An 18,885-nucleotide genomic window follows, 5' to 3' on the forward strand; every position below is an offset into this window, starting at 1 on the left:
CGTAGTGGCGTCTGGCCTTGTGAGCCAGGCATCCGGATGTCTGACAGGTTGATGTCTGGCAAGAGACGCTAACGGTCGACATTGACGACGTCAAGAGGTCGCCCGCAGGCAGTCCGGCTTGTGAGCCTCGGCCCAGCTCCTCCACCTCGATGCCTTCGCTCCGCCGCATGCGGATAGTCAGCGCCCATCGACCCGGCGCCCGTCGGAGAAGCAGCCACGAGTGGACTTCGCGTTCCCCGACTCCGCCGACGCCTTCCTCGTCCGGCTCGGGTCCACCGAGGACACCGGTGCCCGCCGTACGCGCCACGTCGCCCTCACTCTCTCTCCACCGCCCGCCTGCTGCAGGGCGATTGAGGCGGGCTCGTCCTGCTAACCGTCTGATTCAACTCCTGCTAACTGACTGATTCAACGCCTGCCAATCGACCGGTTCAGCGGCTGCTACCTGTATGATTCATCCGTGGACTACCTCCGCCGGACCATCGACGCCGAGCTCGATGAACTGTTCCCGCGCGTGCTATCTGAGCGGCGGATCGTCGAGCCCACGGTGAGCCTCCAAGCACTTCTCACCGGACAACAGCCGCCGATCGACGGGTCCTGCGACCTTCGTCTAGCTGACTACGCAGCAGAGATCGTCGACTCGGGGTTCCCCGGGCTACGCGGTCTTACCTCGCGTGCTCTGTGGTTCCAGCTCGATTCGTACCTACGAAACGCCGTCGATCGCGACGTTCCTGAGCAAGGACTGGCGGTTCGCAAACCCGAGTCCATGCTTGCCTGGCTGCGTGCCTACGCCGCCGCCACGGCGACCACCGCCGAGAAGTGACCGGTCGCATCGACGACGGCGCCGAAGCCGCCCCTCACCGATGTCAACCCGTCGCCCTCGGCCAAGCTGACGACGTCCGCAGCGCCAAGCTCGGCCAACAGGTCCGGCTGGCCAGCAGGGGTCTGGTCGCACACCGCAGTGACTTCGACGCCCTCGGCGTGAAGCAACTGCACGAGCCCGGTGCCGATAGCCCCGGTAGCCCCATGGCCAAGAGCACGATCACCGACGGCGTGAGATGTGACGCCTTCCCCGACGCCGACCACGACTCCGGCGTACTCCGACCCCAGCACCTGGACTCGGGGCCTTGGCCACCCACAGACAACTCGGTTGATCCAGGGATACCCCGACCGATACGCGCAGTCGGTGCGGTTCACCGTGGTCACATGCACCCGCACCAAGATCTCGCCGCGACCGGGGGCCGGATCAGGGCGCTTCCTGCTGAACCTGCCGGTTGGACCGGGCAGCGCTTCCCCGACCCCAACCGATAGCCTCCCGGGCGATCGGCGCCCTAGGCTAGTCGTGAACAAGGCGCGGAAGGTGGGCCTATGGGTTGGGTGATCGCAGTCCCGGTGATGGGTTTCGTCATCTTCCTTGTCGTCGGCTCCCTCACCGGCAAGGTGAAGGTGCAGGCATGCTGCGCGATCTCTGACCCGCGCTGCGACGCACGCATGCGAGACGCATTCACGACCGAGCCAACACCGCCAAGCCCCCCGCCGCACTGAACCGGCTCTCCTGGTTGATCCGGTGGGTGTTTGAGCGCTCTCGGCCCAGTCGGTCCACGGATCGAGGCTACGGTGCGCGCCGGACTCCACGCGGCCGCCGCGGCTCGAGTCGCCGCCACCTCCGTCATTCTGGGCGATGAGCAGCGGACGCGACCCGTGGCGACCTGGCTGGAGGATTCTGCAGCGACGGGCGAACCTAGAGAGCGGTGACGGACGTCTGTGGGGCGTGGACACAGTGACGACTGGCTCGGACCGGAGGCTGATGGTGCAGGCAGACAAGCCCGCGGACTTCGAGGAGTTCTACCGCGCGACGTGGCCGCGGCTGTACCGAACCGCGCTGGCTGTCGCGGGTGATGCCGCCACGGCAGAGGATGCGCTTCAGGCGGCGTACGCGCGGGCCTATGCGTCGTGGCGTCGAGTGCGGTCGGCGGAGCATCCGGTGGCGTACGTGCGGCGCATCGTCGTGCACGAGGTCGTCAGCACCCGGCGGCGCGCGTGGACACGGCGCGAGCGACCCTCGGCCAGCCCACCCGAGCCGGCCGACCGAGCGGCGCCATCAACTGCGAGCCCCGCCGAGCACAAAGTCACCGAGCACGACGCCGTGTGGCGCGCAGTGCTCGCGTTGCCCGTCCGGCAACGAGCCATCGTGGTGCTCCGCTACTACGAAGAACTCTCCGAGGAGGAGATAGCGGCGGTGCTGGGGTGCGCTCGGGGCACCGTGAAGTCGCAGGCCTCCGCTGCCTTGGCCAACCTTCGTCGGCACGCCGACCTGAACATCGAGGACCTGACATGACCGCCGACCTCGCCGAGCTGATCCGTGACCGCGTCGACCAGATCCCGGTGCCACCGGGCGACCTGACCGCCGTCCAACGCACCGCGCGCGGCATCCGCCGCCGTCGCAGGGTGCCTGCGGTCGTCGCTGCGGCCGTCCTCATCGGGGCAGCTGGCTATGCGCTCCGTCCAGGCGGCGAAAGTGGCCGTGCCGACCGGGTCCTCGACCCGCTGGGCCGGCTCGACTTCAGCGATGGTCTGCGCGCCTACGCCGTTCCCGGCCAAGAGGTGCATCTGGGCGGGCGGTCCTTCCCGTCCGCCGGTCTGGGGGCGCTGGACACCGATGCTGCGGCCACGCCGTTCGGGATCGTCCTCTACGTCAGTGGCCGGCCGGCGCTGCTCGCGGAGTCCGGCGACACGACACTGCTCGAAGGCGACGCCGAGAAGGGCTCTTTCCTGCCGACCGCGAAGGCTGATTCAGTGAACCCGTGGGTCGCGTACGGCGCCACACTGGACGGGCATCCGACCGTGATCGTCCGTGACCTGGAGACCAACGAGGTCATCGGCCGACAAGCAGTCTCGGAGGCGACCGTCATCGACGCCCTCGACGACGGGACCGTGTTCCTCCGCACCGATGACGGCACCACCACCTGGGACCCCACGACCGGAAAGGTCGCCGAGCTCGCCGGCCGCCGGACATCGGTGGCTGACGTGCGCAACGGTGTCCTGCTCTACGACGGCAAGACTCCCGGCGGACCCGCGAGCACGGCCTACCGCCTCGTTCGCGGACCGATCGACGCGCAGCTCACCTTCGACGGCGGGCACATCCTGAGCTGGTCGAGCCGACTCGAATCGACCGATGGCAGCGCACCGATCGTGCTCGACCACCAAGCCGACTTCTTCGCCGTCGACACCGACGGCTCGATCCTGGCCGCCGCGATGACCGGCGACGGCGCCACGGTGTACGACTGCGAGGTGCCCTCGGGAACCTGCACCGAGCTCGGCCCGCTCACCGCTCTGCACGGCGACCCGGAGTTCATCGGCGTCGACATGTGACGCGCAACCCGGGTGCTCCTCACAGGGGCGGAGGAGGGACCGTCGAGGGCAGCGTCGGCGCAGACTCGGGCGGCCGCACCACCTGGACTCGGTGCGCAGTCAGGACGTCCTCGATGGGCTTCGAGTGCTCGACCGGTAGCGCGGGCTTCGGCCGTCCCGCGGCTCCGAAGAGGGCCAGCGCTCGCACTCGTGCACCGCCGGTGAAGCGCGGTTCGTAGAGAAGGCCCTCGAACCCGGCTGCACGCCACAACGCGGCCCATCCCTGCGAGATGCGATAGATGCCGGTCCCAACCCACAGCGACCGGTTGACCCATCGATCAGCCTTGCGAACCGGCAGGTTGGCCGCCTTGACCGCACCCAGGACTACCCCGGTGACTACGACAGGGCCGTCCTTGGCCGCGAGCACAGACGCCAGGACGCTCTCACGTCCCGCGGTCTTCCGCAGCTGCGTCCCGACCCGCTCCCGGGCGGCGGCCTCGTCGGTAGAAGCGAAGTAGCAGGTGCCTTCCGGGGTCGGCAGGTCGAACCGTCCAGACTCGTCAGGATCCGCCCCCACGCTGGCGAACCACCAACAGCCACGATCCGGGCCACCGCGGTCCACGTGCGCTCGAAACCACGTGCCCGACGCATCCCGCGACGGGAAGCCCAACACCTCATCGGGGTCACTCGGCGCGGCCGGATGATGCGCCAGTCCCCTCGCATTGCTACTGCGTCCAGATGAGCCAGAGATCGGGTTGACCGGTGCACTCGGGCTCATGCGGCGAGCGCGGCCTTGTCGTGCGCGGCCACCCGAGCCACGGCCGCCGGGTCAACGCCCTCGCGAAGTGCCTGCCGAGGCGAGATGTCGCCCAGGTCGGGATGCTCCGAAACCAGCCACACGCCGGCCTGCCAGCGATCCATGCCCCGCAACGCCTTCAGCGCCGGACGCAGCACGTGATGGACTTGTCCGTCACCTGTGAACTGCCATGCTGGGTACAGCCACGTCCCATCGCCTGTCTGCATCGCCAGAACCGTCTGCGTCTTCCGGCGGCTGTCGAGCGCCTGCTTGGTCCGCAGCCCCAACTGAAGCCTCGCCCCAGCAGAGTCGTAGAACGGCCCCAGGTCGGCGAAGTGCTCATCGAGAGCGACGTCGACCCCCGCAGCGGGCAGACCGGCTCCGAGAAGGTCGGCCAGATCCGATGGAGCCGGCACCGCCCAACCGGCCTCAGCCAGCCGCGCCACTCTCGGCAGAAGCGCCACGCGGAGCTCATTCAAGACACTGTCGACGTAGGTCTCTGCGCTCACCCGTGGAACGCGCGCCTTGTTAGCCATCGCCCGCTCCCTTCGTCATTCGCCCAACCCTCCCGCGCACAGGATGGTCAAGAGGGTCAAGGTTCAACACCAGGATATCGCGGTGGTCAAGGCGGTCAAGGACGACCGGCCGCAGCCGATGGCCCTGCCGTGCTTGACGAAGTCCGCCGACCCGCTCAGCCCAGCAGACCGTTGGCGCGCACCACGTCGGAGTACCACGACGCGGAGTCCTTGGGCGTGCGCACCAGGGAGTCGTAGTCGACGTGCACGAGCCCGAAGCGCTTGTCGTAGCCGAGGGACCACTCGAAGTTGTCCAGGAACGACCACAGGTAGTAGCCGCGTACGTCGGCGCCCGCGGCGATCGCGGCATGGACGGCGGCAAGGTGGTCCTGGAGGTAGGCGATGCGACGGTTATCGTGCACCCGGCCGTCGGCGCCTGGGCCGTCGCCGAAGGCGCAGCCGTTCTCGGTCACCATCATCGGCACGCCCGGATAGTCCCGGGACAGCCGGGTCAGCAGGTCGGTGAACGAGGACGGCTCGATCCGCCAGCCCATGTCGGTGAACGGTCCCGGCTGCGGCACCGTCCAGGCGAGCCGTGTCCCCGGCCAGGCGACCGGCCTGGCGCCGGCCCTCTCGGTCCACCGACCAGCGGGTGCGTCATCGAGAGAAGCAGCCCCGGCAGATGCCGGACCGACCACGCGGCTGGGCGTGTAGTAGTTGACCCCGAGCACGTCGACACCGACCCCGATCGTCGCGAGGTCGTCAGGCAGCACGAAGGACCAGTCGCACCAGGGCTCGGTGTCGGCGACCACGTCAGCGGGATAGGCGCCCCGCAGGATCGGGTCGAGGAAGATCCGATTGGCCAGGCCGTCCGCGTGCCTGGCTGCGTCAGCATCACCCGGATCATCACTCGCGGGATAGACCTGGGCGACGTTCAGGGCCAGCGAGACCTGGGCGGACGGTGCCGCGGCCCTGATCGCGGCAGAGCCAAGCCCGTGCGCGAGGTTGAGATGGTGCACCACCTGGAGGGCGAGGGCGTCGTCGGTGAAGCCGGGTGCGAGCACGCCGGTCGCGTGCCCGAGGAAGGCGACGCACCAGGGCTCGTTCAGCGTCATGAAGGTGCCGACCACGTCGCCGAGAGCGCCGGCCACGACGGTGGCGTAGTCGGCAAACCACTGCGCACTCTCCCGGTTGGCCCAGCCGCCGCGCTCCTGCAGGGCCTGCGGCAGGTCCCAGTGATAGAGCGTCGGCAGCGGCGTGATGCCGCGCTCGAGGAGGCCGTCGACGAGCCGTCGATAGAAGTCGATCCCGCGCTGGTTGACCGCGCCGGTGCCGTCGGGCAGCACTCGCGGCCAGGCCACCGAGAAGCGGTACGACGGCAGCCCGAGCGACGCCATCAGATCCAGGTCGGCCTCGACCCGGTGATAGTGGTCGCAGGCTACGTCACCGGTCTCGCCGCGCGCCACCTTGCCGGGGGTGCGACAGAAGACGTCCCAGATGCTCGGCCCGCGCCCGTTCTCGTCGGCGGCGCCCTCGACCTGGTACGCCGCCGTGGCGGTGCCCCACACGAAGCCGTCGGGGAAGGCGAGCCAGCCACGATCGGCGGCTGGGACGCCAGTCATGAGGACCGCGGGTCGTGCACCCTACGGCCCTCACCACCAGCCGACGCGATCGAGGAGTAGTCCAGCGCGGGGAACTCGCTCGCGATCTCCACGACCCGGCCCTCCTCGGCGGATCGCTTCGCCGCGAGCATCACCTCGAGCGCGTGGTAGGCGTGCTCGGGTCGGGTCACAGTCGGCACACCACGCTCGACGCAGTCGACCAGGTGACGCAGCCCGTCGGTCCACGGCCACTGCGGATCCGTCTCCGGGAACACCTCCCAGCTGCCACGCTCGTTGGTCCACTGCTCGAAGCCCTCCGGCGCCCAGTCGTCGCCGAGCATCTGGAGGACCCCGTCACCGCCGTACAGCTCGATGGCCGGCGAGCGATACTTCTGCATCGTGAAGCCGGTGGTGATCGAGGCGAACCGCGACGAGCCGAAGTCGAGCAGCACATGGGCGTTGTCGTCCGCGCGCACCTTCATCGGCGCACCCTCGACGACCCGCTCGGGGATGGCCACGCCGACCAGGGCAGTCACCCGCTTCACCGACCCGAAGAAGCCGCACAGGCTGGTCAGGTTGTAGACGCCGAGGTCGAAGAGCGACCCGCCGCCGCTCTCGTAGAACCAGCGGCCCCACCACGGACCGGCCCAGCCGTAGCGCGCCCGAGCGAGGTAGACATCCCCGATGACGCCGTCGTGGACGCGGCGATGCATCTCGCGGTAGGTCGGCGACAACACGATGTGCGGCGCGCACACCAGCACCGTGGAGAGCTCGTGCGACATCGCGACCAGCTCGGCGGCCCCCTCCATCGAGGTGGCCATCGGCTTCTCGACGAGGACGTGCTTGCCCTGCCTCATCGCCTCCCGGGCGAGCGGACCGTGCTGGTTCATGCTGGTCAAGATGAGTACGACGTCAAGGTCGTCGCGTCGCAGCAGATCCGTCGGCTCGTCGAAGTCGGTGTCGATGCCGAACCGCTCGACCGCCGCCTTCCGCTTCTCGGGAGCGGGGTCGAAACCGGCAACCAGCTCAAGCCGGCCTTCACCGGTCAGCCGCTGGATCAGGTTGGCATACGGCCCCCAGAAGACACTGCCGAGGCCGAGGACTCCCAGGCGAAGGGTCATGCGACTTCCCTTTCATGTCGGTGCGGTTCAGGGTCGATGCGATTCAGTGTGGGTGGATCTAGGCAGGGGGGTTCACTCGGTCCACTCGGGCCGCTGCCAGGGCATCGACCGCGGGGTGTCCAAGGGGACGGGCTTGCAGGCGAACGCCATGATCAGGGCGCGCCGGGGGCCGTCGGAGGTGTTGGGGCCGGCGTAGTGCATGGTGCGGCTGGTGTGGACGGTCGCTCCGCCGGGCGGCAGTGGGCAGGCGACCGCCTCGCCGACCGACTCCGGGTCGACGACCTTGAGGCCATGACTGTCGGGGTTGATCAGCTCGTGCGGCTGCACCTCGATCACATGGGTGCCGCCGACGAACTGCAGGCAGCCGTTCTCCATGGTGGCCTCCTGGAGTGGCACCCAGATGCTGATCGCCCGGTGCTCGACAGCTGGGTCCCAGTAGGCCTCGTCCTGGTGCCACGGGGTCGCCGCACCGTCGCGTGGGGGCTTGCGGATCGCGTGCATCCCGGCGGACTCGACCTCCGGGCCCAGCAACTGCCGGGCGACCCGCATCGCGTTGCGGAACGCAATGGTCTCGCGCAGCTCGGGGGCGTAGTGGTCGGGGTTCACGATCTGCGGCAGCGCCGGCGGGGCGTCCTTGCCGGCCGCAAGCTCGAGCCGGTCGCGGTCGGCGATGTCGGTGCCGTCCTCGAAGAGGCGGTCGTAGATCGCCTGCAGCTGGCCGACCTCCTCGGCGGTGGTCAGCCGGTCGATGCACATGAAGCCGTCGCGGTGGAACTCGGCGATCTGGTCCTTGGTCAGGGTGACGCTTCCGTCGTCGTCGACCAGGACAGTGGCGGGGATGCGGGTGGTCGTCATCGGCAGGACTCCTCTCGTGAGACTCCATCGTGCGGCGGAGCTGCCCGACGTGGCTTGTCCCAGAGCCCGGCGGTGTTGTCTCGGAGGAGGTTGCGACGGAACTGCGTCGGCGCCAGGCCGTAGCGGCGCTTGAAGGCGCGGCTGAAGTGGGCGGCGTCGGCGAACCCGTGCGAGGCAGCGATCGCGGTGGTGGTCTGGTCGGTCCGGGCCAGCGCGGCCCGGGCCCGGCTCAGCCGCATCGCCTGCAGATAGGCCATCGGGGGCACGCCTACCAGGTTGCGGAAGCAGGTCGCAAAGTGCTTCGGCGACATGTTGGCGGCGCGCGCCAGGGAGGGTACGTCGAGGTCGCCGGACAGGTCTTGCTCCATCAAGGTGAGCGCCGCCTCGATCTCCGGACGGGTGCGTACTCGTCGCACGTGCCCGACATCGCCGTACGCCGCGACCAGCTCGGCCGTCGCCAGCTCGGCGTAGGCCCGCGCCGTCAGCGCAGCGGCCGCCGACTCCCCGGCGCCACGCTCGACCGCCGTCCGGATGAGACCGGTCAGTGAGTCGGCCGGTTGCTCGATGAGCACGGGGATGCCGAGGAGCCCGGACATCTCGATCGACCCGAGCAGCTCGATCCGGAAGCCGAAGCCGACGAACTCGACCGGCTCGCCCAGGGCCTCGGTCACCCGCGCCGCGCCGGGCAGGAGCACGACTAGTTGACCCGGCGAAACAACCACACGATCCGTGCCGAGCTCGACGCGCAGTCGACCTTGCTGCACGAGCACGACCTCGGCGTACGGCTGCGGATCGAGGGCGATGACCCAGCCCGGGGGGACGGTGACGTCGTAGATCTCGGTGAGCCGATAGGAGGACTCGTGCCAGGTGCCGCCCAGGTCGAGGTGTGCCACGGCTACTCCTTGACCGCGCCCGAGGCCATGCCTCGGATGAAGGAGCGCTGGAAGACGATGAACATGATGATGACGGGCGCGGCGACGATCACCGCGGCGGCGGCCTGGCCGACCCGGTCGGTGGTGTGCTGGCCGGCGAAGAACGCTAGCCCGAGCGGGGCGGTGCGCTTGGACTCGTCGGTGACCATCACCAGCGGGAGGAGGAACTCGTTCCACGACCACATGAAGAGCAGCACGGTCAGGGTGAGCACCGCGGGCTTGCCCGGCGGCAGGGCCACCCGCAGCAGGGTGCGCAGCGAGCTCGCCCCGTCGACCTCGGCGGCCTCGAGCATCGACCGCGGGACGGATCGGAAGTAGGCGCGCATCCAGAACGTGCCGAAGCAGACGTTGATGGCGATCTGTGGCAGCACCATCGACGCATAGGTGTTGGTCAGGCCGAACTGGCGCAGGTCGTAGTAGAGCGGCACGACCACGGCCTCGAAGGGCAGGATCATCCCGCTCAGCAGCAGGTAGAACAGCCAGGACTGGCCGCGGAAGGTCATCGTGCCGAAGGCATAGCCGGCCAGGATCGACAAGATGGTGGAGCCGATGACCACACAGGCCGACACGATCACGCTGGAGCGCAGGTAGGCACTGAGGTGAGCGACCTGCCACGCCTCGACGAAGGTGTGCGGGTGGACCTGCTCGGGCAGCCCGAAGCCCGAGATCTGGGCGTCGCGCGGGTTGAGCGCGAGCAGCACCACACCCACGATCGGGAACAGCGCAATGATCGCGAAGAAGGTGAGGAAGCAGTAGGCGAAGACACGCTCGGCACGACTGGTCATCTCAGCCTTCCCGCGAGACGAGCCGGTCGATGACGAAGGTCACCGCGAAGACCAGCACGGCGAGGATGACCGCGATGGCGCACGACTGGCCGACTCTGCCGTCGACGAACGCCCTGTTGTAGAGCATCAGACCTGGCACGACGGTCTCCGTGCCGGGACCGCCGCGGGTCATCACGAAGACCAGGTCGAAGGTCCGCAGGGCGCCGACGATGGTGAGCGTCAGCACGACGCCGAACTCGTAGCGCAGCCCGGGCAAGGTCACGGTGGTCATCTCCCGCAGCCGCCCGCCGCCGTCCACCCGGACGGCGTCGTAGAGCGCCGACGGGATCTGTTGCACGCCGGCGACGAAGAGGACCATGCACAGCCCGATCAGCATCCAGGCGCCGATCATGCCGAGCGCCGGCAGGGCCCAGGTGAAGTCGCCCAGCCAGGGCTTCGCGAAGGCGCCCAGTCCGACCGCGCGGAGGAACTCGTTGAGGGGGCCGTTGTCGGCGTAGATCCAGTTCCAGATCACGCCGACCACGACCGAAGAGACCACTTGGGGCAAGAAGATGGCGACCCGGAAGACAGTGGAGCCGCGCACCTTCACGGTGGTGAAGACGGCGGCGATCATCAGGCCGATCACGACCGGGATCGAGGAGAAGAACAAGATCAGCACCAGCGAGTGGCCGAACGCCTGTCGAGTGAGCGGATCGGCCAACACCTTCTGGTAGTTGCCCAGCCCGGTCCAGGTGCCCACGGTGATGCCGTCCCAGTCGAAGAAGGACAGCCAGAATGCGTGCAGGAACGGTCCGAGCGCGAAGAGCAGGAACATCACCATCGCCGGGGCGATGTAGAGGTAGGCGACCAGGCTCTTGCGGCGACGCCGACGGCGAGCCGCAGGGTCGGATGCCACCGGCGCCCGGCGCGTGCCCCCGCTGCTGGGAGAGACATCGGGGGCACGCTCGACCGCTTGCACCACTACTGGTTCTCCGACACGAAGGTCTGGCGATCCTTCTCGATCTCGGCGAGCCCGTCGTCGACGGACTCCTGGCCGGCCAGGATCTTCTGGAGCACCGGATAGCCGACCTCGGCCGAGGTCGGGGTGGCGAACTCCAAGTAGGGCAACAGCGTGTCGTTGTCGAGCACCGAGCTCCAGGAGTCGTAGACGTCCTGATAGATCTGGCCGGACTTGAGGTCGGGGTTGTCGACCTTGAGCGGAGCCAGGTCGCCGGCCTTGAAGAAGGTCTGCGCGGCGTGCTCGTCGGAGGTGAAGTCGATGAACGCGGCCGCCTGCGCCACCTTGTCGCTGTTGGCCGCCACATGCCAGGCATAGCCGAAGGAGCCGGTGGCGCGCGCCGGCGTACCGTCCTCCACCGGCGGGGTCAGGAAGAAGCCGATGTTGTCGGGCATGTTCGAGGCGTACCAGCTGCCGCCGGGGAAGAACAGGCCCGATCCCTTCGAGAAGTCGGCGGTGGCGTCGGCCTGGGCGATCGCGTTCACGTCGTCGGCGATGTAGCCCTTGCCCTGCCACTCCAAGATCTTGTTCATCGCGGTCTTGATGTTGTCGTTCGCATAGCTCGCGCCGTCGTCGTTGTAGACGATGCCGGTCACCTCGTCGACCGTGGCGTACTGGTCGATCAGGTTGTAGGCGAGGTGCCAGGCCGGCCAGCCGTCCTTGTTGCCGAGGACTATCGGCTGCTGCCCGGCCGCCTTGGACGCGGCCAGGATCGCGTCGAGGTCGTCCATCGTCTTGGGCGGCTCCATGCCGAGGTCGTCGAGCAGATCCTTGTTGTAGAACCAGCCGATCACATCGGCAGCGTACGGCGCACCCCAGATCGGGCCCTCGCCGTAGGTCTTGCCGTCCTCGGTGAAGCGGAGCTGACGCAGGCCGACCTCGGGATAGCGGGTGTCCCAGCCGTAGGCCTTGGCGTAGTCGTCGAGCGGACGGAACAGCCCCGCCTTGATGAGCGGCCCGTCGAGAGACCAGCCGAGGTTGCCGATGGCGACGTCCGGGCCGTCGTCGGAGCTCAGCGCGAGCTTGATCTGCGCGGGGTAGGAGCCGAAGTCGCGCACCGTCCACTTCAGCTTGACGTTGGGGTTGGCCTGCTCGAACTCCTTGCCGAGCTTCTTCAAGATGTCCAACCGGGTGCCGCTCTCCGACGTCCAGATCGACAGCGTCGTGTCGGGGAGGCCGGAGATGTCGGTGGACACCGGCTCGTCGGAGTCCACCTTGGCGGGGCCGGAGTTGCTGCCGGGCGTCGTGCAGGCCGCTGTCGCGACCAGGACCATCGCTGCGATCGGGAGCCATCTGCGCATGGGCGGTCTCTCTCGTCAAGGCGCCGGCAAGGCAGGCGCACCGGGTCTACCGTCGGCGTGATAATACAAATAGACCAGCCGTAAGACAACCCTCCTGCGAGGGTCGCGCCGATACTGTAATCTCGCCTCTCGTTGACCACACCGAAGGCCCCGGCGGGCCAGCTGACGAACTGGGTGCGCGAGGAGCTCGCGGCCCGGATCACGCGCGGGGAACTTGCGGACGGATCGCAGCTCCCCACCGAGCGCGAGCTCAGTGACACCTTCGGCGTCAGCCGGGTCACCATCCGACGGGCGCTGGCCTCGCTCGCCGAGGACGGCTTCGTCTACGCCATCCAGGGGCGGGGCACCTTCGTCGCCGCCGGACGGCTCGCCGAGCCGCCGAACACGCTGCTCAGCTTCCACGACATGGTCGCGGGCGAGAGCGTGGTCGTCGGCGCCCAGGTGCTCGGCGCCTCGGTCCGGCCGGCCACGCTGACCGAGGCCGAGCTGTTCGGCATTGCGCCCGGCGCGTCGCTCTTCGAGCTCGAGCGCCTGCGCACGCTGGACGATCTCCCGGTGGCGATCGACTCCAACCTGCTGCCGCTGGCCCTGGAGCCCGAGCTGCCGACCATCGACTGGTCACAGGAGTCGCTCTACTCCCGCCTCGAAGCAGCCGGTCACGCCCCGGTCACCGCCGACTACTCCGTCGAGGCGCGGTCCGCCGACGAGCGCGAGGCCGAACTGCTCGCCACCTCGGTCGGCTCCCCCCTGCTGGTCGCCGAGTCGCGTGCCTTCGCCGAGCGGGACCGACTGATCGTGCTCGGCCTGATCTCCTACCGCGGCGACCGCTACCGCTTCCGCAGCACCCTGGTCGCCCAGCCCAGCCCCCGTCTGCGGCTCGACTCCCGCCGGCCCCGCTGACCCCTCCCTCGAGCGTCGTCTGCGGGAGCGGCCGGGATCGGGCGCGAGAGCCACGTAATACCAATTGGTCTTTTTGGTGCTAGCATCGGCCCGACTGTGCACCCCCCGGGGGTCCCACTCAGCAACGAGGAGGCGGCGGTGCCCGACCAGGACGATGTGAAGCCCGACCAGGCGCCGGCTGCGGCGATGGCCGGTCGGCGGGCGACGCCGCGACCGACGTACGCCGGCCCGACGGTGATCCGCCGCCCCGACACGGCGCATCACGTGTGGGGCGATCCCGAGTCGGGTCTGGTCACCGACCGGGTCTACGTCTCCTCCGACACCCTGCACGTGTTGGAGTTCGAGCTCGCGCCGGGCGGGGAGTTCCGGCACAGCCCGACCAACAAGACCGTCTTCGCCGCGGACGTGCTCTACTGCGTGCTGGCGGGCGAGCTCACCGTGGCCAACCCGCAGTACGGCGAGGTCCAGGTGGTGAAGGCCGGGGAGACCGTGCTCTTCGGCAAGGGCACCTGGCACCACGGCTTCAACCCGACCCAAGAGACTCTGCGGGTGCTCGAGTTCTTCGCGCCGCCGCCCAGCCGGGGCACCGCGTCGCTCTATGCCCGCACCCAGCCCGACCTCGCCGAGGTGAGCTATCGCGACGGTCGCTGGCGGCACCGGTGGCCGGAGGCGGCCGCGGAGCAGCGGGCGGCCTCGCGGCTGCGCGTCATCCGGGCCGACGATGCCCTCTGGGGATTCGCCTCCACCTCACCGTCGCATCTGGTGGGGACGCTGGTCGACACCGAGTTCCTCACCGTCTCGGTCGGCCGGGTCCAGGCCGGCCACGTCGAAGACCTGCAGAAGGTCGACGACGAGACCCTGCTGGTGGTCACCAGCGGTGAGCTGTGGGTGGACAACCGCGACGAGCACACGGCGGAGTTCGGCCCGGCCTGTCTGCACCCGGGCGACGCCGCCTTCACTCCGCGCTCGGACCAGATGCGGGTGCTCAACCGGAGCGCGGCCGAGGCGACGTACCTGATCGGATCGGCGCGCCCAGTGCCGGAGGGCTGGACGCCCTAGCGTCGCCTCCCGCGCTCAGCGCCGGAGCTTCTGCCAGCCCACGACGGCGGCGCCGAGGAGCCCCGCATCGGCGCCGGCGGTCGATCGCTCGACGCGCGGCGGATCCGGCCGGTGCAGCCAGGTCGGCATCGCCTCGGCCACCAGGTCCGGCAGCCGCCCGCCGTTGACACCGATGCCCCCGCCGAGCACCACCAGGTCAGGGTCGAGCACCTGCACCAGCGAGGCCAGCGCCGCCGCCAACGCGCGAGCCGCACTGGCCAGCACACCCTCAGCTGCCGGGTCGCCCGCCGCCGCTGCTGCCGCCACGTCCGCCCCGGTCGCCGGTTGTCCCGTCGCGGAAGCGAAGCGAGCGCCCATGCCGTGGCCGGAGGCGAACTGCTCGAGGTTACCGGTCCAGGAGCGGTCGACGTCGGGATGGACCGGCCACTCCCCCAACGCCAGCGCCTCACCTCGCCGACCCTCGTGACAGCGGCCGTCGATGACCACGGTGCTCGACAGGCCGGTGCCCCAGGAGATGTAGAGCAAGCACCCCTGCTGCGGGGCGCGGCCCACCGTCTCGGCGATCGCCGCGCTCCGCACATCGGTCTCCACCGACACTGGGCCGTCGACCAGCGCGGCCAGGATCTCCGCCGGCTGGCGGTCCCAGTCGAACACCTCCGCGCTGGTCAGCTGATCGCCGCTGACATACTCCGCGACGCCGAGCCCGACCCCTCGCACCTGATGACCGAGCTCCGCGGCCTGCTCGACCAGCGACGCCGCCAGCCCCTGGAGGGCGACGAAGCCGGGATCGCAGCGCCCGTCCGCCCGCGGCGTCGGCCGCTGGTCACGAGCCAGGATCTCCCCCGCCTCCGTCACCAAGCCGCCCAGCAGCTTGGTCCCACCCGCATCCAGCGCCACCACGACATCGGCCACCGCGACATGGTGCCAGAGTCGGGTGCCTCAGTGGGCCAACTGGGCCAGTCGTTTCGCAGCGCGCGTGGCCACCGACTTCCGCCGGTCCCCGAGGAGGCACACACCTCCTCCAGCCACTCCTGGTCGGCCAGCACGATACCGAGGACCTCCCCGGCTCGACCCAGAGAGTTCGGATGGCCACCCTTGAGCATGATGACGAACGGCTCGGACGTGGGCTGAGCATTCCACCTCACCCCTTCGCTGGCGCGTACGCCGTGAACGGCCCGCCTCCCGCATTGGGAAGGCATTGGGAAGATAGCAGCGCGCAGCGAGCGTCGTTGGCGGCGCTATAACGCACCCACCTGTCAACGGCGTGCGCCGCAACCCCATCCTCACGCGGAGCGTGACCATGCGGGATGGGCTCGCGGCGACGACCGCCGTCGAACATTTGTCGAACACGCGCTACGCTAGTTTCATGCCCGGCTCAATCGGCTTCCGCCCGACAGAAGACGACGAGCGCATCCTGCGGGAGGCCGCTCAGCCAGGAGAGAGCACCTCGGACACGCTGCGTCGAGCGCTGCGGCTCCTGGACCACGAGCGCTGGCTCACGCAGTTCAGAGCCGACGCCGAGCAGCTCAAGGATGAAGACCTCGACGCGGAGCCTGAAGCCTGGTGATCCGAGGAGCCGTCTACCGGATTGACCTGGGCCGTCACCGCGGTCACGAGCAGGGAGGCAAGCGGCTTGGCCTCGTGGTCTCTCCGTCGGACTCACCACTCTCCGTCGTGACGGTCATCCCCACCTCCACCTCAGCCGGGCCTTCCATCCACCGGCCTGAGCTGGAGATCGCCGGACACGGGACGCGTCTATTGGTCGACCAGGTCCGATCCATCGACGTCCGCTACGTCGTCGGCGACCCCGTCGACTACCTAACCCGAGACCAACTCATGGACGTCGAGCTTGCCCTGACCCACTACCTCGGCGTCCAAGACGCAGCCCCTCCACGGCCCACGTAGCCGTGCCGATTGTCGATGGGCTCACGGAGCGACCCGGTGCGGGATCGTCAGTGGGACGTGGCCCGTCCGTTGAGTCGGGACAAGTCCCCTCACGGCGCAAGGGGAACGGTGAACCACTCGGACGCGACGAAGAGCCCGGCCGACATGAGCAGAGCTCGCTTTAACTGGTCATGTGGGCCGCTGACCACGACGACTTGGACGGCACCTCGCTGGCGCGCCCAGCTGGTCGCCACATCGAGAAGTGCCGCACCGGAGGTCTCCCAACGGCCGGGTGGGCTCACTGCGAAGTCGTCGATGAGCGAGGACACGCCACCCGGGTCATAGACGGGCGGTGCCGGCACGGTGGTGATGATCACGAATCCGTCTACTGAGCCATCCGCCGCTTCATGCACGAAGGTGCCGACCTTGTCGGGAAACTGACATCAAGTCGATCCCGGAGGTCCCGGGCGTCTATGCCTGGTTCAACTCGCAGGGACCTGTCTATGCCGGAGAGGCGAGCGGCGACGACGCCGCGGGCGTACGACTGCGACGCGCCCTTGAGCCACTGCACCGAGTTCGGCCCACTCACGACTCTGCATGTCGACCCGATGCTCATCGGCGTCGACATGTGAGCCTGGGGTGCCATGAGCGAACATGCATAGGCACCAGTCGCCAGACACGCCAGCGCGATCGTGCCCGATGGCTTCGGCGGAACGCTCGATGTGCCTCGACGTCACGGGACAAGTGGTGAGCGCATAGGAGGTGCCGTCAGAAGGTCGGACATACAGGTATGGTGCTACTGGCTACCGTCCGCTCGCAGATTGGGGATGGCATGGCGATTGATCCACCGAAGGTGACCAGCCACCAGAGGGCGAAGAGCCTGGCCAACGAGTATCTGCGCGCCAGAGGCTCGGCGCTGGTGGCGATGCACGCGAGAAGGGTGGCCTCGCATCGGGTCTGGGTCATCGCCTATCGCGACCCCGCCAGGCCCGACGAGATGCTCGACGGGGGTGGCCTAGTGGTCACCGACGAAGGCGACTGCTACAGCGTCGGGTCGGCGCCCGGCGAGTTCGAGCGCTTGATGATGAGGCTCGATCGATGGCCGAGACACGAACAGCCCGTTCATGCGGGCTCGACCTCGAAGAACCGAGCAATGGCCTCTGACCAGGCTGCGAAAGAGCTTGCCGAGCCGGCCGCATGGTTGGCGGCTAAGAAGCACTGGCCGGGAGTGTTGGATGTGGAGTGGGAGAAGCCCTACTTCCGTGACCTGAGGCACTTCGTAGGCACGGAACGTGCTGCTGGACGCGAGGTATATCCGACAGAGAACGATGTGTTCGCTGCATTCCAACTAACCCCGTACGACAACGTCAAGGTGGTCGTCCTCGGCCAAGACCCGTACCCGAATCCCGACCAGGCCATGGGCCTCTCATTCTCGGTTCGGGCCGGGACTCCTCTGCCTGCCTCGCTGAGGAACATCCATGCGGCTCTGCGCGAGGATCGGTTCACACCTCCACCGACCGGTGACCTGACCGGCTGGGCAACGCAGGGCGTGCTCTTGCTGAACGCTGCTTTGACCGTTGAACGCGGAGACGCGGGCGGACACCTCGACCACTGGTGGCCCTTCGCGGAGGCGGTCATTCGATCGCTCAATGCGCGTCCCGAACCAGTGGTGTTCGTCCTTTGGGGCAGGAAGGCTCAACGAGTGAAGCGACAGGGACTGATCGACTTCGATAGGCACGGCCTAGTGGAGGCGCCCCATCCCGCCGCCAGAGGGGCCGCCCAGATTGAGTTCCGCAAGGCCCAGACGTTCACGAAGACGAATCGCCTTCTGAAGGAGTACGGCGCGAGTCCGATCCGCTGGGAAGAAGCCTGACCTCGCCGAGGCTAGATCAGACCCGCCATCAGATCCCTGGCTCGGGCCGCCTGAGTTTGGTCATTCGGCTTAGTGCCTTGCGCCGCGGCACACGGTGTCGACCGGCTTGAGCGTCTTCGCAGGTCACAGGCCAGTTGCCGATCACCAGGGCGGGGCGACGAAGGCCGAGGGATTGCCTGCCCCACCCGGCGCGAGGTTCATCGGCAGCGGCCGTCAAGGGCGACACGCCGTTGGTGAGGAGGTGCCGGCCGGCGGATCCACCGGTGATGACGTTCTCGGGGCCGACAACGGGCCATCGATGGTGCGCCAATGGCACTCTTGGCACCATGCCCGGCGCTCGCTTAGTGCCTTTCGGAGGCACTCCGCGAAGCCATCGCCGCAGGTCAGCGACTTGTCGCCCCGAAATTCGAGCCTGAGTGACCCAAGTCAGGTTGAACGCGGAGACGCGGGCGGACACCTCGACCACTGGTGGCCCTTCGCGGAGGCGGTCATTCGATCGCTCAATGCGCGTCCCGAACCAGTGGTGTTCGTCCTTTGGGGCAGGAAGGCTCAACGAGTGAAGCGACAGGGACTGATCGACTTCGATAGGCACGGCCTAGTGGAGGCGCCCCATCCCGCCGCCAGAGGGGCCGCCCAGATTGAGTTCCGCAAGGCCCAGACGTTCACGAAGACGAATCGCCTTCTGACCCGACTCGTGCCACCGGGGTGTGTCAGTGAGCGCTAATCTGCGGCGCGGTCAGGATGATCGGCCCCGTCCGGCGGGATCAGGTCGACGCGATTGAGTCGTACCCGGGGCCGCGGATGGTGATCTGGGGGCTGGCGGGACGATGACCCGGCCTTGTTGCCCGGTACCGACATGCTCAGGGGCGATGTCTCGTCCGTCGCGGGGCTCCGCGAGCTCGGGATCTTGATGCTGCC

General features: G+C 68.5%; 21 protein-coding genes. 9 read left to right on the top strand and 12 right to left on the bottom strand.

Going from position 1 to position 18,885, the window contains the following annotated elements; all coding sequences use genetic code 11:
• The first annotated feature begins 457 nt into the window (after nt 1–457).
• Entirely contained in the window at nt 458–820 is a 363-nt protein-coding gene (locus QM714_RS10535) for a hypothetical protein (protein WP_415100190.1), read from the top strand.
• On the opposite strand, the gene QM714_RS10540 is transcribed toward QM714_RS10535, so the two are convergent.
• Nucleotides 784–1,776 carry an alcohol dehydrogenase catalytic domain-containing protein gene (locus tag QM714_RS10540; RefSeq protein ID WP_415100192.1) on the bottom strand — a complete coding sequence of 331 codons (993 nt, stop codon included), beginning with the start codon at nt 1,774–1,776 and terminating at the stop codon, nt 784–786. The genes QM714_RS10535 and QM714_RS10540 overlap by 37 nt on opposite strands.
• Nucleotide 1,777: 1 nt before the next feature.
• On the opposite strand from QM714_RS10540, the gene QM714_RS10545 reads away from it, so the two are divergent.
• Together QM714_RS10545 and QM714_RS10550 are read left to right on the top strand one after the other, a co-directional pair.
• Entirely contained in the window at nt 1,778–2,335 is a 558-nt protein-coding gene (locus tag QM714_RS10545) for a SigE family RNA polymerase sigma factor (RefSeq protein ID WP_415100194.1), read from the top strand.
• Nucleotides 2,332–3,369, top strand: a complete 1,038-nt coding sequence (locus tag QM714_RS10550; protein WP_415100196.1) for a hypothetical protein — start codon at nt 2,332–2,334, stop codon at nt 3,367–3,369. The genes QM714_RS10545 and QM714_RS10550 overlap by 4 nt, the downstream gene beginning before the upstream one ends.
• A 19-nt stretch (nt 3,370–3,388) precedes the next feature.
• On the opposite strand, the gene QM714_RS10555 is transcribed toward QM714_RS10550, so the two are convergent.
• The 9 genes from QM714_RS10555 to QM714_RS10595 form a co-directional block, all read right to left on the bottom strand.
• Nucleotides 3,389–3,925: an RES family NAD+ phosphorylase gene (locus tag QM714_RS10555; RefSeq protein ID WP_415100198.1), complete on the bottom strand. Its 537-nt coding sequence runs from the start codon at nt 3,923–3,925 to the stop codon at nt 3,389–3,391.
• 197 nt (nt 3,926–4,122) lie between these two features.
• The gene (locus QM714_RS10560; RefSeq protein ID WP_415100200.1) at nt 4,123–4,680 is read right to left on the bottom strand and encodes a hypothetical protein; all 558 of its coding nucleotides are present in this window, start codon (nt 4,678–4,680) and stop codon (nt 4,123–4,125) included.
• A 155-nt stretch (nt 4,681–4,835) separates the two neighbouring features.
• Nucleotides 4,836–6,281, bottom strand: coding sequence for a glycoside hydrolase family 1 protein (locus QM714_RS10565; RefSeq protein WP_415100202.1), 1,446 nt, complete (start codon nt 6,279–6,281; stop codon nt 4,836–4,838).
• On the bottom strand, nt 6,278–7,381 hold the full coding sequence (locus tag QM714_RS10570; protein ID WP_415100204.1) for a Gfo/Idh/MocA family protein: 1,104 nt from the start codon (nt 7,379–7,381) through the stop codon (nt 6,278–6,280). Before QM714_RS10570 ends, QM714_RS10565 begins: the two co-directional genes overlap by 4 nt.
• 72 nt (nt 7,382–7,453) lie before the next feature.
• On the bottom strand, nt 7,454–8,236 hold the full coding sequence (locus QM714_RS10575; RefSeq protein WP_415100206.1) for a phytanoyl-CoA dioxygenase family protein: 783 nt from the start codon (nt 8,234–8,236) through the stop codon (nt 7,454–7,456).
• Entirely contained in the window at nt 8,233–9,129 is an 897-nt protein-coding gene (locus QM714_RS10580) for a helix-turn-helix domain-containing protein (RefSeq protein ID WP_415100208.1), read from the bottom strand. The genes QM714_RS10575 and QM714_RS10580 overlap by 4 nt, the downstream gene beginning before the upstream one ends.
• Nucleotides 9,130–9,131: 2 nt before the next feature.
• Complete coding sequence (locus tag QM714_RS10585; protein ID WP_415100210.1) at nt 9,132–9,953, bottom strand: carbohydrate ABC transporter permease; 822 nt, start codon at nt 9,951–9,953, stop codon at nt 9,132–9,134.
• Between the two features lies 1 nt (nt 9,954).
• Entirely contained in the window at nt 9,955–10,848 is an 894-nt protein-coding gene (locus QM714_RS10590) for a carbohydrate ABC transporter permease (protein WP_415100212.1), read from the bottom strand.
• A 65-nt stretch (nt 10,849–10,913) separates the two neighbouring features.
• Nucleotides 10,914–12,251: an ABC transporter substrate-binding protein gene (locus QM714_RS10595; protein WP_415100214.1), complete on the bottom strand. Its 1,338-nt coding sequence runs from the start codon at nt 12,249–12,251 to the stop codon at nt 10,914–10,916.
• Between the two features lie 132 nt (nt 12,252–12,383).
• Between QM714_RS10595 and QM714_RS10600 the strand changes: the two genes are divergently transcribed.
• Both QM714_RS10600 and QM714_RS10605 read left to right on the top strand, forming a co-directional pair.
• Entirely contained in the window at nt 12,384–13,151 is a 768-nt protein-coding gene (locus tag QM714_RS10600) for a GntR family transcriptional regulator (protein ID WP_415100216.1), read from the top strand.
• 138 nt (nt 13,152–13,289) lie between these two features.
• Nucleotides 13,290–14,210 (top strand): cupin domain-containing protein, encoded by a 921-nt coding sequence (locus tag QM714_RS10605; protein WP_415100218.1) that lies wholly within the window; start codon nt 13,290–13,292, stop codon nt 14,208–14,210.
• Nucleotides 14,211–14,225: 15 nt separating this feature from the next.
• Here the strand turns inward: QM714_RS10605 and QM714_RS10610 are convergent, their stop codons facing one another.
• A complete protein-coding gene (locus QM714_RS10610) occupies nt 14,226–15,122 on the bottom strand; it encodes an ROK family protein (RefSeq protein ID WP_415100220.1) in 897 nt (298 codons plus the stop codon).
• Between the two features lie 454 nt (nt 15,123–15,576).
• Here QM714_RS10610 and QM714_RS10615 point away from each other — a divergent pair, with 454 nt between their 5' ends.
• Together QM714_RS10615 and QM714_RS10620 are read left to right on the top strand one after the other, a co-directional pair.
• Complete coding sequence (locus QM714_RS10615; RefSeq protein ID WP_415100222.1) at nt 15,577–15,777, top strand: hypothetical protein; 201 nt, start codon at nt 15,577–15,579, stop codon at nt 15,775–15,777.
• On the top strand, nt 15,774–16,115 hold the full coding sequence (locus QM714_RS10620; RefSeq protein ID WP_415100224.1) for a type II toxin-antitoxin system PemK/MazF family toxin: 342 nt from the start codon (nt 15,774–15,776) through the stop codon (nt 16,113–16,115). The genes QM714_RS10615 and QM714_RS10620 overlap by 4 nt, the downstream gene beginning before the upstream one ends.
• 89 nt (nt 16,116–16,204) lie before the next feature.
• On the opposite strand, the gene QM714_RS10625 is transcribed toward QM714_RS10620, so the two are convergent.
• Complete coding sequence (locus QM714_RS10625; protein WP_415100226.1) at nt 16,205–16,471, bottom strand: hypothetical protein; 267 nt, start codon at nt 16,469–16,471, stop codon at nt 16,205–16,207.
• A gap of 126 nt (nt 16,472–16,597) precedes the next feature.
• On the opposite strand from QM714_RS10625, the gene QM714_RS10630 reads away from it, so the two are divergent.
• A complete protein-coding gene (locus QM714_RS10630; RefSeq protein WP_415100228.1) occupies nt 16,598–16,726 on the top strand; it encodes a hypothetical protein in 129 nt (42 codons plus the stop codon).
• 200 nt (nt 16,727–16,926) lie between these two features.
• Nucleotides 16,927–17,967, top strand: coding sequence for a uracil-DNA glycosylase (ung, locus tag QM714_RS10635; RefSeq protein WP_415100230.1), 1,041 nt, complete (start codon nt 16,927–16,929; stop codon nt 17,965–17,967).
• The last annotated feature ends 918 nt before the right edge of the window (nt 17,968–18,885 follow it).

The organism is Nocardioides sp., assembly GCF_047602075.1.
Lineage (GTDB): Bacteria > Actinomycetota > Actinomycetes > Propionibacteriales > Nocardioidaceae > Nocardioides.

Excerpts from the sequence above, each read along its gene's own strand:
- QM714_RS10575 (WP_415100206.1), bottom strand. The coding sequence starts at position 8,236 with ATGACGACCACCCGCATCCCCGCCACTGTCCTGGTCGACGACGACGGA.
- QM714_RS10560 (WP_415100200.1), bottom strand. The coding sequence starts at position 4,680 with ATGGCTAACAAGGCGCGCGTTCCACGGGTGAGCGCAGAGACCTACGTC.
- QM714_RS10585 (WP_415100210.1), bottom strand. The coding sequence starts at position 9,953 with ATGACCAGTCGTGCCGAGCGTGTCTTCGCCTACTGCTTCCTCACCTTC.
- ung (WP_415100230.1), top strand. The coding sequence starts at position 16,927 with ATGGCGATTGATCCACCGAAGGTGACCAGCCACCAGAGGGCGAAGAGC.
- QM714_RS10550 (WP_415100196.1), top strand. The coding sequence starts at position 2,332 with ATGACCGCCGACCTCGCCGAGCTGATCCGTGACCGCGTCGACCAGATC.
- QM714_RS10570 (WP_415100204.1), bottom strand. The coding sequence starts at position 7,381 with ATGACCCTTCGCCTGGGAGTCCTCGGCCTCGGCAGTGTCTTCTGGGGG.
- QM714_RS10630 (WP_415100228.1), top strand. The coding sequence starts at position 16,598 with ATGCCGGAGAGGCGAGCGGCGACGACGCCGCGGGCGTACGACTGCGAC.
- QM714_RS10615 (WP_415100222.1), top strand. The coding sequence starts at position 15,577 with ATGCCCGGCTCAATCGGCTTCCGCCCGACAGAAGACGACGAGCGCATC.
- QM714_RS10595 (WP_415100214.1), bottom strand. The coding sequence starts at position 12,251 with ATGCGCAGATGGCTCCCGATCGCAGCGATGGTCCTGGTCGCGACAGCG.
- QM714_RS10565 (WP_415100202.1), bottom strand. The coding sequence starts at position 6,281 with ATGACTGGCGTCCCAGCCGCCGATCGTGGCTGGCTCGCCTTCCCCGAC.